The organism is Streptomyces malaysiensis subsp. malaysiensis (assembly GCF_040653035.1).
Taxonomy (GTDB): Bacteria; Actinomycetota; Actinomycetes; order Streptomycetales; family Streptomycetaceae; genus Streptomyces; species Streptomyces malaysiensis.
This window is the reverse complement of record NZ_JBEZNG010000012.1, coordinates 54895-69263: the sequence shown is the minus strand read 5'-3', so window position 1 is coordinate 69263 and position 14369 is coordinate 54895. Positions and strand designations below refer to the sequence as shown.

Annotated in this window: 9 protein-coding genes; 2 read left to right on the top strand and 7 right to left on the bottom strand. The window is 70.1% G+C overall.

What is annotated here, in order from left to right:
- Positions 1 to 34 precede the first annotated feature (34 nt).
- The 3 genes from AB0E24_RS23900 to nrdR all read right to left on the bottom strand — a co-directional run bounded on the left by AB0E24_RS23900 (position 35) and on the right by nrdR (position 4328).
- Positions 35 to 640 (bottom strand): YdbC family protein, encoded by a 606-nt coding sequence (locus AB0E24_RS23900; protein ID WP_069867870.1) that lies wholly within the window; start codon positions 638 to 640, stop codon positions 35 to 37.
- A gap of 187 nt (positions 641 to 827) precedes the next feature.
- A complete protein-coding gene (locus AB0E24_RS23895) occupies positions 828 to 3692 on the bottom strand; it encodes a vitamin B12-dependent ribonucleotide reductase (RefSeq protein ID WP_079259214.1) in 2865 nt (954 codons plus the stop codon).
- 114 nt (positions 3693 to 3806) lie between these two features.
- The gene (nrdR, locus tag AB0E24_RS23890) at positions 3807 to 4328 is read right to left on the bottom strand and encodes a transcriptional regulator NrdR (protein WP_174884457.1); all 522 of its coding nucleotides are present in this window, start codon (positions 4326 to 4328) and stop codon (positions 3807 to 3809) included.
- A 451-nt stretch (positions 4329 to 4779) separates the two neighbouring features.
- Here nrdR and lexA point away from each other — a divergent pair, with 451 nt between their 5' ends.
- Positions 4780 to 5583 carry a transcriptional repressor LexA gene (gene lexA, locus AB0E24_RS23885; protein WP_069867872.1) on the top strand — a complete coding sequence of 268 codons (804 nt, stop codon included), beginning with the start codon at positions 4780 to 4782 and terminating at the stop codon, positions 5581 to 5583.
- 136 nt (positions 5584 to 5719) lie between these two features.
- Here the strand turns inward: lexA and AB0E24_RS23880 are convergent, their stop codons facing one another.
- The 4 genes from AB0E24_RS23880 to AB0E24_RS23865 all read right to left on the bottom strand — a co-directional run bounded on the left by AB0E24_RS23880 (position 5720) and on the right by AB0E24_RS23865 (position 12931).
- Positions 5720 to 7720: an ATP-dependent DNA helicase gene (locus tag AB0E24_RS23880; protein WP_069867873.1), complete on the bottom strand. Its 2001-nt coding sequence runs from the start codon at positions 7718 to 7720 to the stop codon at positions 5720 to 5722.
- Between the two features lie 259 nt (positions 7721 to 7979).
- A complete protein-coding gene (locus tag AB0E24_RS23875) occupies positions 7980 to 8678 on the bottom strand; it encodes a GNAT family N-acetyltransferase (protein ID WP_174884456.1) in 699 nt (232 codons plus the stop codon).
- Positions 8679 to 8755: 77 nt separating this feature from the next.
- Positions 8756 to 11011, bottom strand: coding sequence for an IucA/IucC family protein (locus AB0E24_RS23870; RefSeq protein ID WP_359379718.1), 2256 nt, complete (start codon positions 11009 to 11011; stop codon positions 8756 to 8758).
- Between the two features lie 309 nt (positions 11012 to 11320).
- Positions 11321 to 12931 (bottom strand): diaminobutyrate--2-oxoglutarate transaminase family protein, encoded by a 1611-nt coding sequence (locus AB0E24_RS23865; RefSeq protein WP_359379968.1) that lies wholly within the window; start codon positions 12929 to 12931, stop codon positions 11321 to 11323.
- Positions 12932 to 13191: 260 nt separating this feature from the next.
- Here AB0E24_RS23865 and AB0E24_RS23860 point away from each other — a divergent pair, with 260 nt between their 5' ends.
- Entirely contained in the window at positions 13192 to 14367 is a 1176-nt protein-coding gene (locus AB0E24_RS23860) for a trypsin-like serine peptidase (protein ID WP_232638453.1), read from the top strand.
- The last annotated feature ends 2 nt before the right edge of the window (positions 14368 to 14369 follow it).

The following is a 14369-nucleotide window of genomic DNA, read 5'->3' as shown; positions in this document are numbered from 1 at the left end:
CGCCTTGGGAGCGGCAGGGTGCCGCGTCCCGCCCCTACACCGTCCAGGCGGATTCGATCCGAACGACGTCGCCGGTGATCGCCGCCACATCCGCTTCCGTCTGCGCCCGCAGGCCGAGCCGCTCGACCCGCTCCACGCGGTACTTTCCGTGCTCGGCCGCCGAGTCCCACAGCGACAGGACCATGAACTCGTTCCCCGGCGCCTCGCCGAACACCCCGCGCAGCATTCCCGGTGACCCGGCCATGGCCGGATTCCACACCTTCTCCTGCACCAGCGTGAAGTGTTCCACCCGGTCGGGACGAACACGGCAGTGCGCGACGCGCACCACATCCGCGTCGGAGAAGCGTGGCTCGAAGCCGACCTTCACATCGAAGCGGTGCTCGAACAGCCGGACTTGCATATCCCTGTACGTGCCCGACTGCGCGGCCGCCAGCCGGTCGTGTGAGCGCGCCATGAAGGAGTCGTAGAACGCCCGGCTCTCCCAGAACGAGAAGACATGCGCCACATCCGGCCGCCCCCGGCTCCAGCCACCGCCCTGCCCCCGGAATCCCGGTTCGCCGGGCAACCCCGCCCACTTCCGCTGCCCCCGCTCGAAACCCGGGCGGTCCACCACGGTGCAACGAATCCACTTGACCAGCACCGCGCCATCCTACGGCGGTGCGGTGGCCCTCATCACATACCGGAGAGTCCGCCCCCGTTTGGGCATCGCACCATACGGCACCCGAAGACAAACGCGGATGGTGACAGATACAGATGGAGACAGACCGCGGCGGGGCGCGAGCCCGAAGGCCCGCGCCCCGCCCCGGATGTCATCCGTAAGGACGCGATCAGCTACAGCCGCTCGTCGAACCGCAGCCCTCGCACAGGTAGCAGCTGCCCGCACGGCGCATCTTGGTGCCGCAGGAGAAGCAGAGCGGAGCGTCCGCGTTCAACCCCATCTGGATCTCGACCAGTTCGGTCGAACTGTGGGCCTCCCTCGCCGACCCGTTCGTGGTCCGCGGCTTGGACGTGCTGCCCTTGGGGGCCTCCACCACATGGCGCGGCGCCGACTGGGCCAGGCCCTCGACGTCCACCTCGTCGTCGGCGGCCTCGTAGGACCCCGTCTCCAGGTGGCGCTGACGCTCCTCGGCGGAGTGGATGCCGAGCGCCGAGCGGGTCTCGAAGGGCAGGAAGTCCAGCGCCAGCCGGCGGAAGATGTAGTCGACGATCGACTGCGCCATCCGCACATCCGGGTCGTCCGTCATACCGGCCGGCTCGAAGCGCATGTTGGTGAACTTCGAGACGTAGGTCTCCAGCGGCACGCCGTACTGAAGACCGACCGACACGGCGATCGAGAAGGCGTCCATCATGCCCGCCAGGGTCGAGCCCTGCTTGGACATCTTCAGGAAGACCTCACCGAGACCGTCGTCCGGGTAGGAATTGGCGGTCATGTAGCCCTCGGCGCCGCCCACCGTGAAGGAGGTGGTGATGCCGGGACGGCCCTTGGGGAGGCGCCTGCGGACCGGGCGGTACTCGACGACCTTCTCGACCTCGGGCTCGGTCTGCTCCTTCTCCTCCTTCTTCTTGGCGGAGAGCGGCTGGCCGACCTTGCAGTTGTCGCGGTAGATCGCCAGCGCCTTGATGCCGAGCTTCCAGCCCTCGAAGTAGATCTCCTCGATCTCCTCGACGGTGGCCGACTCCGGCATGTTGACCGTCTTGGAGATCGCGCCGGAGAGGAACGGCTGGGCGGCGGCCATCATCCGCACATGGCCCATCGGCGAGATGGAGCGCTCGCCCATCGCGCAGTCGAAGACCTCGTAGTGCTCGGGCTTCAGCCCCGGCGCGTCGATCACATTGCCGTTGTCGGCGATGTGGGCGACGATCGCCTCGACCTGCTCCTCCTGGTAGCCGAGCCGCTTGAGCGCCTTGGGGACCGTGTTGTTCACGATCTGCATGGAGCCGCCGCCGACCAGCTTCTTGAACTTGACCAGGGCCAGGTCCGGCTCGACGCCCGTGGTGTCGCAGTCCATCATCAGGCCGATGGTGCCGGTCGGCGCGAGCACCGACGCCTGGGCGTTGCGGAAGCCGTTCTTCTCGCCGAGGCGCAGCACGTCCTGCCATGCCTCGGTGGCCGCGGCCCAGACCGGGGTGTCCAGGTCGTCCATGCGCTTGGCCACGGCATTGGCGTCCGAGTGCTGCTTCATGACGCGCTTGTGGGCGTCCGCGTTACGGGCGTAGCCGTCGTACGGGCCGACCACGGCGGCGAGCTCCGCGGAGCGCTTGTACGAGGTGCCGGTCATCAGGGAGGTGATCGCTCCGGCCAGGGCCCGGCCGCCGTCGCTGTCGTAGGCATGGCCGGTGGCCATCAGCAGGGCGCCCAGGTTGGCGTAGCCGATGCCCAGCTGGCGGAAGGCGCGGGTGGTCTCGCCGATCTTCTCGGTCGGGAAGTCCGCGAAGCAGATGGAGATGTCCATCGCGGTGATGACCAGCTCGACGACCTTGGCGAACCGCTCGGCGTCGAAGCGCTGGTTGCCCGCGTCGTCGTCCTGGAGGAACTTCATCAGGTTGAGCGAGGCGAGGTTGCACGAGGAGTTGTCCAGGTGCATGTACTCGCTGCACGGGTTGGACGCGGTGATCCGGCCCGATTCCGGCGAGGTGTGCCAGTGGTTGATGGTGTCGTCGTACTGGATGCCCGGGTCGGCGCAGGCCCAGGCCGCCTCGGCCATCTTGCGGAAGAGCGACTTGGCGTCGACCTCCTCGATGGGCTCACCGGTCATCCGGCTGCGCAGCCCGAACGACGCGCCGGACTCCACGGCCTTCATGAACGTGTCGTTCACGCGGACTGAGTTGTTGGCGTTCTGGTACTGGACGGACGTGATGTCGTCGCCGCCCAGGTCCATGTCGAAGCCCGCGTCGCGCAGGGCGCGGATCTTCTCCTCCTCCTTGACCTTGGTCTCGATGAACGCCTCGACGTCGGGGTGATCGACGTCGAGCACGACCATCTTGGCGGCCCGGCGGGTGGCGCCACCGGACTTGATCGTTCCGGCGGAGGCGTCGGCGCCGCGCATGAAGGAGACGGGTCCTGAGGCGTTGCCGCCCGAGGAGAGGAGTTCCTTGGAGGAGCGGATGCGGGAGAGGTTCAGGCCGGCGCCGGAGCCGCCCTTGAAGATCATCCCCTCTTCCTTGTACCAGTCCAGGATCGACTCCATGGAGTCGTCCACGGAGAGGATGAAGCAGGCGCTGACCTGCTGCGGCTGCTGGGTGCCGACGTTGAACCAGACAGGCGAGTTGAAGCTGAAGACCTGGTGCAGCAGCGCGTAGGTGAGCTCGTGATCGAAGATCTCGGCGTCCGCGGGCGAGGCGAAGTAGCCATTGTCCTCACCGGCCTTGCGGTAGGTGCGCACCACGCGGTCGATGAGCTGCTTCAGGCTCGCCTCCCGCTCCGGGGAACCCACCGCGCCGCGGAAGTACTTGCTCGTGACGATGTTGACCGCGTTCACCGACCAGAAGTCGGGGAACTCCACGCCGCGCTGCTCGAAGTTGACCGAACCGTCGCGCCAGTTGGTCATGACGACGTCACGGCGCTCCCAGACCACCTCGTCGTACGGATGCACGCCGGGGGTGGTGTGAATGCGCTCGATGCGCAGACCCTTGTTCGCTTTGCTTCCCTTGGAGCGGGAGCCTCGTGCCGGGCCGCTCGTCGTCTCTGTCATTCCGCCTCCCTGTACGGGCGAAAACGCCCTGATGTGCCCATTTCTTCCCCAGGCACGGTGTCTGTCTTTCACCCGGATGCGCCAAGCGCCCCGGGCGGGTGTATGGGCCGCCGGTCAGTCGGCGGCGATGGCCGGCGCGGGGGCCTCCGCGGCCCCGTCGGCGCCGGACCCGCGGTCGTGCGCGGGAGGCCGTTGCTGGTCACGCAGCTCCGCGACGGCGGCCTCGAAGTCCTCGAGGGAGTCGAAGGCGCGGTAGACGGAGGCGAAGCGGAGGTAGGCGACGAGGTCGAGCTTCTGGAGCGGACCGAGTATGGCGAGCCCGACGTCATGGGTGGACAGCTCGGCGCTGCCGGTGGCCCGGACCGCCTCTTCCACCTGCTGACCGAGCTTGGCAAGGGCGTCCTCGGTGACCGGACGACCCTGGCACGCTTTGCGCACCCCCGAGATGACCTTGTCGCGGCTGAAGGGCTCGGTGACCCCGCTCCGCTTGATCACCATCAGTGACGCGGTCTCCACGGTCGTGAAGCGGCGCGAGCAGTCGGGGCACTGGCGGCGCCTGCGGATCGAGCAGCCGTCATCCGTGGTGCGGCTGTCGACGACACGGCTGTCGGGGTGCCGGCAGAAGGGGCAGTGCATGGCTCCGATCCCTCCCTCACCCTCAAAAACGGCGCATGACTGAACATGCCTGAACATGCCTGACTAGCCCCCACCGGGCCGCGAGGCCCGCCGGGACGGCCACAAGCATAAGCGAAAACCTTGGCAGGAAATCCACCAGGGACCACAACCTGTGGGTGGCTTACATCCATCAAACCACTAGATCTGGTGTCTGGCACTCAACCGACCCGGATGGCGTGTCACGGCTCGGGAGCAGGCACGAGACTACGCGAACCCCGCGCGTCCCGGATTCATGGGGGTCGGGATGCAAGACTGAGGCCGCCCCACAACGGCCGGACCAAACGGCCCATACACCTAAGCCTGCGATCACGTCAGCCCATCTGCGAAATTTCACTCGAACGTGTGTTTGGCGCAACCTTTCGAAAGCAACTACCGTTGTCCAACTAGGGAGAACATCTCGAGAGGGGCCGTCGTGACCACCACCGCAGAGAGCGCCACTATTACCGCCCAGGAGCGCTCCCAGAGCCGACTCGAACAGACACACGCGATGAACCAGACCCACCCGATGAACGAAGACGCCACGAACCCGGAGGGGCAGAAGCCCACGCGATCACTACCAGGGCGACCTCCAGGCATCCGGGCGGACAGCTCAGGGCTGACCGACCGGCAGCGGCGCGTCATCGAGGTCATTCGCGACTCTGTGCAGCGGCGCGGTTACCCGCCGTCCATGCGGGAGATCGGCCAGGCGGTGGGCCTCTCCAGCACCTCGTCCGTCGCCCATCAGCTGATGGCTCTGGAGCGGAAGGGCTTTCTGCGACGCGACCCCCATCGGCCCCGGGCCTACGAGGTCCGCGGCTCCGACCAGCCCAGCGCCCAGCCCACGGACACCACCGGCAAGCCCGCCGCCTCCTATGTGCCGTTGGTCGGCCGGATCGCGGCCGGTGGGCCGATCCTCGCCGAGGAGTCGGTCGAGGATGTTTTCCCGCTCCCCCGGCAGCTGGTCGGCGACGGTGAGCTCTTCGTGCTGAAGGTGGTCGGCGACTCCATGATCGAGGCCGCCATCTGCGACGGGGACTGGGTGACGGTGCGCCGTCAGCCAGTCGCCGAGAACGGCGACATCGTCGCCGCGATGCTCGACGGTGAGGCCACGGTGAAGCGCTTCAAGCGGGAGGACGGCCATGTGTGGCTGCTCCCGCACAACGCCGCCTACCAGCCGATCCCCGGCGACGAGGCCACCATTCTGGGCAAGGTGGTCGCGGTGTTGCGGCGCGTCTGAGCGCGCCGGATCGAGGTGCGCTTTCAGCGTGCCCCACGACCGGGCCCCGGGACCACTGCGCCGGTTCCGGGGCCCTGCTGTATATGGCGGCCGTCGAGGCCGTGGTCGAATGCGCCGACCGTAGGGCGGCGCCCCGCTACGCCTCCTGGGCCTTGGCCGCCGTGTCGATGGCGGCCAGCGAGCGGCGCACCTGGTTGCGGTCGGTCGTGTACCAGAAGTCCGGCATGGACTTGCGGAGGAACGAGCCGTAGCGGGCCCGCTCGACCCGGGGATCCAGGACGGCGACAATGCCCCGGTCACCCGAAGCGCGCACGAGCCGGCCCGCGCCCTGGGCCATCAGCAGCGCGGCATGGGTCGCGGCGACGGCCATGAAGCCATTGCCCCCGGCCTCCTCCACCGCCTTCTGGCGGGCACTCATCAGAGGGTCGTCGGGACGGGGGAAGGGCACCCGGTCCATCACCACCAGCTGACAGCTGGGCCCCGGCACATCGACGCCCTGCCAGAGGGACAGCGTGCCGAACAGGCAGGTCTTGGCGTCGGCGGCGAAGGCGCGGATCAGCTCGCCCAGCGTCTCCTCGCCCTGGAGGAGGATGGGCATGTCGATACGCCCACGCAGCTCCTCCGCGGCCGCCTGGGCGGCGCGCATGGACGAGAACAGCCCGAGCGTGCGACCACCCGCGGCCTCGACCAGCTCGGTGAGCTCATCGAGCATATCGGCGCGGCTGCCGTCGCGGCCGGGCTGGGCGAGGTGCTTGGCGACGTAGAGGATCCCCTGCTTCGAGTAGTCGAAGGGCGAGCCGACGTCGAGGCCCTGCCAGCGCGGCGCGGTGTCCTCGCCGCCCTCCGGATCCTGCGGGCTCTCGGGGGCGAGACCGAGTGAGGCCGCCACCCCGTTGAAGTCCCCGCCCAGCTTGAGCGTGGCGGAGGTGAGAACGACGGACCGGTCCTCGAACAGCTTCTCGCGCAGCAGCCCCGAAACGGAGAGCGGGGCGACACGCAGCGAGGCCCCGAAGCGATCGTGCCGCTCGTACCAGACCACGTCGTACTCGGAGCCCTCGACGATCCGCTCGGCCACCTGGTGGATGGTCTCCACGGCGCCCAGCGCCTGCTTGCGGACCGCGTCCTCGTCCTTGACCGAGGCGTCCCGCGTGGCGCCCAGCGCCGAGATCACCGTGCGGGCCGCGTCGCGCAACGCCATCAGCACATAGCCGAGGTCCTCGGGGATCTTCTCAAGGCGGCCGGGCAGCGCCAGCTCCATCAGCCGCTCGAAGCCCTCCGAGGCGGTCTGGAGGGCGTCCGCCGCCTGTTCGTTGACCAGCTTCGCGGCACGCCGAACGGCGCGGTTGACCTGGCCCGGGGTGAGCTCGCCACTGGCGACGCCGGTGACCCGGGAGACCAGCTCATGGGCCTCGTCGACGATCAGCACCTCATGGCTGGGCAGCACGGGGGCGCCCTCGATGGCGTCGATGGCGAGCAGCGCGTGGTTGGTGACGACGACATCGGCGAGTTTGGCCCGCTCACGGGACGCCTCGGCGAAGCACTCCGCGCCATAGGCGCATTTGGACGCGCCGAGGCACTCCCGGGAGGTGACCGACACCTGGGCCCAGGCGCGGTCCGAGACACCGGGGGTCAGATCGTCCCGGTCGCCGGTCTCGGTCTCGTCCGACCAGTCGCGCAACCGCAGCAGGTCCTTGCCGAGCTTGCTGGTGGGGGCGGCGGCCTCAAACGGGTCGAAGAGGCCGGCCTCATCGGCGTCCTCCTGCGGAACGCCCTCGTGGAGCCGGTGCAGGCACAGATAGTTGGAGCGGCCCTTGAGCATGGCGAACTCGGGGCGGCGGCGCAGGATCGGGTGCAGCGCCTCCACGGTGCGGGGCAGATCTCGCTCGACGAGCTGCCGCTGGAGGGCGAGGGTCGCCGTGGCGACGACGACACGCTCACCGTGGGCGAGGGCGGGCACCAGATAGCCGAGGGACTTCCCGGTGCCGGTCCCGGCCTGAACCAACAGATGGGAGCTGTCGTCAATCGCCTCCGCCACGGCTTCGGCCATGGCGGTCTGACCAGGGCGCTCGGTGCCGCCGACGGCGGTTACGGCGGCGTGCAGCAGATCGGCGAGTGGAGGCGAGGACGATTCAGTCATAGGGCAGCCAGCCTACGGGGCGGCACCGACATCACTCCCGTCTGTGTGGTCGGTGACGGACGGTTTCGGCCGAGGTGGAGCTGGGACGCATCCCGCCTTCGTGGGACGGGCGGATCCCCACTTGGTGGGACGGGCGGATCCGCGCTCGTGGGAACCGGGACCGGGCGAGCGGTGTATCAACAGTGGAATCTCGCACAGAGCTCGCAGAGAACTTTCACAGAAGCCGACAGATCACGGGGGCACGGATGGTTGTCGAGGCTCACAGGACGTGTCGCAGGGCACGGTCGCGCAGCATCAGCGCGGCGCGTTTGGCGGGGAGTTCGACTTCCGCGGAGAAGCGGAAGCCGGCGCCGAGGAAGGCGGCGACGGAGGGGGTGTTGCGGAGATCCGGTTCGGCCACGACCCGGGAGCAGGACGGACGGTGTTCGAGGACGAGGTCGGCGGCCGCCCGGAGCAGGGTCGTCCCCAGACCACGGCCGCGATCGCTGACCCGGCCGATCAGCAGGTGGATACCCGTGTCGTGCGGCCGGGCGGGGTAGTACCGCGCAAGCGGGTCCAGATCGGCGCGGTACACCTCCCAGTAGCTCATCGGGACGCCGTCCAGGACGCCCAGGCAGGGCACACTGCGGCCATCGCCGTCGAGCTGGTCCCCGAGGTGGCTCGCGGTGGTCTCCTCGGGGCCGTCGAGCTCCCAGAAGGCGGCGACGGACGGGTCGTTCATCCATTGGGCGATGAGCCGCAGATCGCGCCCGATGCGCACCGGGACAAGCTGGAAGGTGCCCAACGGGGTCCTGGTGGGCCCCCATTCGACGATGTGGTCGAGCAGATCCGGCCGGTCGTCGGCCTCCGGTCCGGTGGAGTCCACGTCGATGTGTGGCGCGACGTCCTCTTTCTGGCGCAGCCGCAGATCGATGGTGTCGTCGGTGCTGGAGCTCGCACTGGAGTCGGTGTGCGGCACGGCGACGCTCTCCTCTCGGGGGTCTCGGCACGTCGGGGGGAACGTGGGGGTGAGGGGCCTGATCGCGGGTCGCGGAGTCAAGCCATAGGAGGGACATCAGGGGTGCCGGAAGGAGAGACGGACATGGCGAGGGGGTTGTCGATGGTCACATAGACGGACTGGGTGTCCACCGGTCCCACCAGTTCGTCCAGGCCGCGCAGCCGGGTGAGCAGATTGGCCTTGCAGCGCAGGGTGGGCGCCTCCAGGAGCTGGGCGGGAAGCGGTGAGCGGGTACGCCCGGGGCCGGACGCGACCTCGGTGAGAAAGCGGCGGAACGCGGCCAGCAGGACGCGCTCCTCGACGAGTCGCTGGGACCCGAAGGCGCCGATCATTCCGAGGACGTTGTTGACACCCAGGTAGTAGGCGAACCGCTCGTCGATGACCTCATCGGGGACGAAGGTGTCGCTGCGGCCGCCGATACCGGGCAGCCGACGCTGGAGTTCGGCGTGCCGGGACGTACGGAAGTAGTAGCCCTGGTTGTCCCGGTAGCGGCCGCCGACCGGCCAGCCGTCCGGGTCCAGCAGCACCAGCGTGTTCTGCTGGTGTGCCTCGAGCGCGATCCCGGCTTCCCCGTCCAGCCAGAGCACGGGGCGTACGACCGTGTGCAGATAGCGCAGGAACCACTCCGCGCCGACGGCCGCGGTGGAACGGCCGGTGCGAGCGGCCAGCCGGGCGACGATATGGGCGAGCCGGGAGCGCATCACCGGCTGTCCGCGCCAGGGGCGCACCGCGAGGAGTCCGGCGACGCAGACGGCGTCGTCGCCGGGGCCGAACGGGTTGTGCCGGACGACGACGTCGATGCCGGTCAGGGGCTCGCCATCCGATCCGTCCACGGCGAGCCAGGCCGGGTCTCGGACGATGTCGAAGCCCGGGAAGCCGGGGAATGCCGTCCGCCACTGCTCGGCCAGTCCGCTGCGGAGCAGCCGGTGCACCTCGACACCGCGGCGGAGTTCCTTACGGAGGTTCTCACGACGGGAGTTGGTGATTCGCAGGCCGAGGGAGAGTTTCAGCATGGCGGGAGCGCCGGGCCGATAGACGGTACGGACCGACGAGGTGGGATACCAGTCCCCACCGCACGGCCCGAGGTCGTGCAACAGACCGGCGTCGAAGAGCGCGGCGACCTCCGGACGGTGCCGGATCTCGCGAGCCTGCCAGGGATGCAGCGGCAGGGGCACGGTACCGGTGGGCAGTTGGAGGCCGCTGCCCGCCAGGGAGAGGGCGAGCCGCTCGGCGGGCACGGTCCGGCCGCGCTCCGTCCAGGCCGACTCGCAGGCCAGTACGGACCGGTCCGCCGCGATCCAGTGAAGGGGGAAGGAGCCACGCGATTCCGGTGAGCAGACGGTGGATTCGGCGTCGGAGAGGCCCTCGCGACTCTTCGGCGTGGGATGCAGGGGGTGACCGAAGAGGAGGGATTGTTCGGCATTGAGAAACGGGGTGCCCGCGCCGGGATCCGCGGGCCTGGCCCGGCGGTGGGTGAGGAAGAGGGCGGTGCGTCGCACGGAGTCCGCGACACGGCCGACGAGCTCGGTGGCGTCCGCGTCGGGATCGTCCTGCCGCGCGGTGTACGCCGCCTCGCGGGTGAGCAGAGCCGCGAGGGTGACCGCGCCAACGGCGGGCGCGTCATGGGGGCCGTGCTCCAGCAGCGGCGGACCGAAGCGGTGCCAGCCGGTGGGCGACCAATAGCGCACCGGGACGAGGAGTACGGTTCCGCTGGCGGCGAGGGGGATGCGCAGGGTGTCCCTGTCGGGGCGCGCGAGACCGCGCTCGCGTACCCAGCAGCGCAGCAGGTTCTCGACGGCCGCGGCGTCGGCCGCAGTCAGGGGGTCGGGGTCGTCGAGCGGATCCACGCCGACCTCACGGGCGCGGCCGCCGGGCACCTCCTGGCTGTCGCGGTTCTGCCGGGGTACGGCCGTCGCGGCCAGTGGCGGCCCCTGGGCGGGCCGTTGTAGTGCGGACGGCTCCTCAGCCGACGGCTCCGGGGTGGGTGGCCTCTCCGTGGCGGATGGCTGGGGTGCGCCAGCGCCAGCGCCCGCTCCCGCCGTGCTGAGGAGCGGCGCCGTGGCGGGCCGCGCAATGGCGGGCGATGTCTTGGCGGACGACGTCTTGGCGGACGACGTCGCCGGGGGCTGTGGCGCCGAGGCCGGGGTCGGTGGCACCGCCGCCTCGGACGGTGGCACGGCCGCGGGGGACGGCGCCGTCGTGGGGGACAGTGGCGCCGTCGTGGGGGCAGATGGCACTGGCGCGACAGGGGATGGCGGTGCTGGGGGCGCTGTCTGCTCTCCGGCGGCCGTCATGGCGGTGGACGGTGCCCTGACCGCCGACACCGCCATGGGCGGGGCGGCCGGGGCGGGCGGTCTCGCCTCCTCAGCCGGGGGAGGCGCCGTATGGGGCGAGTGCGGGAGGGGCGGCGGGGGGCCGGGGCGCGCGGAGTCGCCGGGGTTGGTCTGGGCGGGCACGGGCTGCGGGCGGGGAGACAAGGGGGTTCCCCCGGGGGTATGCGGCATGGTGGGTGCGGCGCGGGCATCATGGCGTTCACGTCCTGGGCCCGGCGCCTGCCTCCTTCGGTGGTGCGATGGGGGTGCGGTCGTACGGTGCGGGGCGCGTCACCGGTGGTCTCCGGTGGACGGCGGGGCGAACGGGGCAGCGGTGGGCGGGAGTTCACGGGAGTGGGTTCCGGCGGTGCGGATCGACGCGTCCAGGGCGTCGGTGAGCCGGTCCAGGACGGCCTCTGTCTGCTCATCGGTGATGGTGAGCGGAGGGAGAAGGCGGATCACCGCACCGTGGCGTCCGCCGAGTTCGACGATGAGCCCGCGCCGCAGGCACTCCTGCTGAACGGCCGCCGCGAGCGCGGGAGCGGCGGGCGGTGCCGCCGTACGCATGGCATCGGCGTATAGGGCTGACTCACCCGGGGATGCCTCGTGCGGGGCTCCCCCACCCGGAGATGCCTCGTACCGGGATACCTCGTATGGGGTTGTGCCGCCCGGGGCTTCCTCGTGGTCGGGGTTCGCGACGGGTCCAGCCCCCGTTGGCGCGACTCCAGCTCCCGTCGCGAACCCAGTCTCCGGGGCGACGAGTTCAACGCCGATCATGAGGCCCCGGCCGCGCACGTCGCCGATCTGGGGCCGTCCGGCGGCGAATCGGCGCAGCCGCTCCAGCATCCGGCCGCCGACGGTTGCCGCGCGCCCGGCGAGGTTGTTCTGCCGGACATGGGCGAGGGTCGCCGCGCCCGCGGCCATCGCCAGTTGGTTGCCGCGGAAGGTGCCCGCGTGGGCTCCGGGCGGCCAGACGTCGAGGTCTTCCCGGTAGACCACGACGGCCAGCGGCAGGCCCCCTCCGATGGCCTTCGACAGCACCATCACATCGGGCTCCACCCCGCTGTGGTCGACCGCCCAGAAGGCCCCCGTGCGGCCGACACCGGTCTGCACCTCGTCAGCGATGAGCGGAATGGAGCGGGCCGCGGTGATCTCGCGCATCCGGCGCAGCCAGCCGTCCGGTGCCGGGATCACCCCGCCCTCGCCCTGTACGGGTTCGAGGATCATCCCGGCCGGGTGGGGCGCACCGCCCTTCGGGTCGTCGAGCAGCTTCTCGGCCCAGTGCGCCGCGAGTTCGGCACCGCGCTCCCCGCCGACCCCGAACGGGCAGCGGTAGTCGTATGGAAAGGGCAGCCGGGTCACACCGGCCGCCGCCACACCGGCCGCCATCACACCAGCCGCCGGGGCGCCGCCGGAGGCGGCCAGCGCTCCGGCCGTCATCCCGTGAAAGGCCCCGGAGAAGGCGAGCAGACCGTCGCGCCCGGTGGCGGTGCGGACCAGTTTGAGCGCGGCCTCGACCGCGTCCGTGCCCGCCGGTCCGCAGAACTGCACCCGTGCGCGGGAGGCGAGTCCGGGCGGCAGGGTGGCGAACAGCTCGTCCGTGAAGGCGTCCTTGACCGGTGTGGCCAGATCCAGGACCTGAAGCGGTGCCTCCGAGTCCAGAACGGCCCGGATCGCGTCCAGCACCACCGGGTGGTTGTGCCCCAGGGCCAACGCCCCCGCCCCGGAGAGGCAGTCGAGATAGCGGCGGCCGTCGGCCCCCTCGACCGTCATCCCCCGGGCGCGCACCGGCACGATGGGCAACGCCCGGGCGTAGGTGCGGGCGGCCGACTCACGCAGCGCCTGGCGCCGCAGAATGCCCTGTGTGGCGCCGCCGTCGCCGGGGACGGCGGCCAGGGCCATCGACGGGAGCTGGGTCACGGCCACGAGTCTCGGTCCTCCTGCTGCTGAACGCCCTCCGGCTGTCCCCCGTACGTACCAACGACGCGTAGGGCTCCGGATCACGGGCTCGGCGAAGATCCTTGTGGCCGGGAACCAAGGACCCGCTCGCAGCCGTCGTAGGCGGCACCGGCATAGTGGGATTCCACCCCATTGCCGGGGCGGTGCATGACAATTCCACACAGGCCGTAGAGCAGCTCAGAACCTCAGGGGGAGTTCCACCCATGCCATCCTCACGCCGACCCGCACTGGCCGTGGCCGCCATAGCCTCGGTTCTGGCGCTCACCGCGACCGCGTGCAACTCCTCGGACGACAACACCGACGCCAAGCCGACCGCGTCGTCGGAGCAGCAGGGCGTGGACGACATCAAGCTGCCCGACAATCTCAACGACAAGTTGAAGAATCTCGGCATCGATCTGGACCAGTGGAAGAACGGTGCCTGGAACAAGTGGGACAAGGACGACTGGCTGCGCGAGGCCGGTGACTTCATCAACCCGATCATCAAGGGTCTGTGGAAGCCGGACCGGATGCGCGACGCGCAGGAGCCCGACAAGCCGGTGGACGACAGCGACATCGCGGACGACCAGGGTGTGACCGACCCCGATCCGCAGCCCGTCCAGGCCAAGGAGGTCGCCAGCCCGTACAGCGCCAATGTGCCTTACGCGGGCAAGGTGTTCTTCGACGGCCCCGAGGGCTCGATGGTCTGCTCCGCGACGGTGGTCGAGGACCCGGCGCACCCCGGCAAGTCCAACCTGGTGTGGACGGCGGGCCACTGCGTCCACGCGGGCAAGGGCGGCGGCTGGTACAAGAACCTGATGTTCGTGCCCTCCTACAACGACGCGGGCAAGTCGCAGGCTGAGCTGGAGAACGCCACCAAGGAGGAGCTGGCGCCCAAGGGCGTCTGGTGGGCCGACTGGGCGCAGACCTCCTCGCAGTGGATCGACAGCGGCGCGGCCGTGGGCGGTAAGGGCGCTCCATACGACTTCGCGGTGATGCATGTGAAGCCGGAGGTCAGCGGCGGCAAGTCGCTCGAGGAGACGGTGGGCGGCGCGCTTCCGGTCGACTTCAACGCCCCGGCGGTGAAGTCCATCGACGAGATCACGGCCACCGGCTACCCGGCCGCCCCGCCGTTCGACGGCCAGAAGATGAACCAGTGCGCCGACCAGCCGGGCCGCCTCTCCCTGGATGCCGAGCAGCCCACGATGTACCGCATCGGCTGCACCATGACCGCGGGTTCCTCCGGCGGTGGCTGGGTCGCCAAGGGCGCGGACGGCAAGCCGTCGCTGGTGTCCAACACCTCGATCGGTCCGTCCAACGCGACCTGGCTGGCGGGACCGCACCTCGGCCCGGAGGCGAAGGGCGTCTACACCGCGGTCAGCAAGAAGTTCGCAAGCCAGTGATC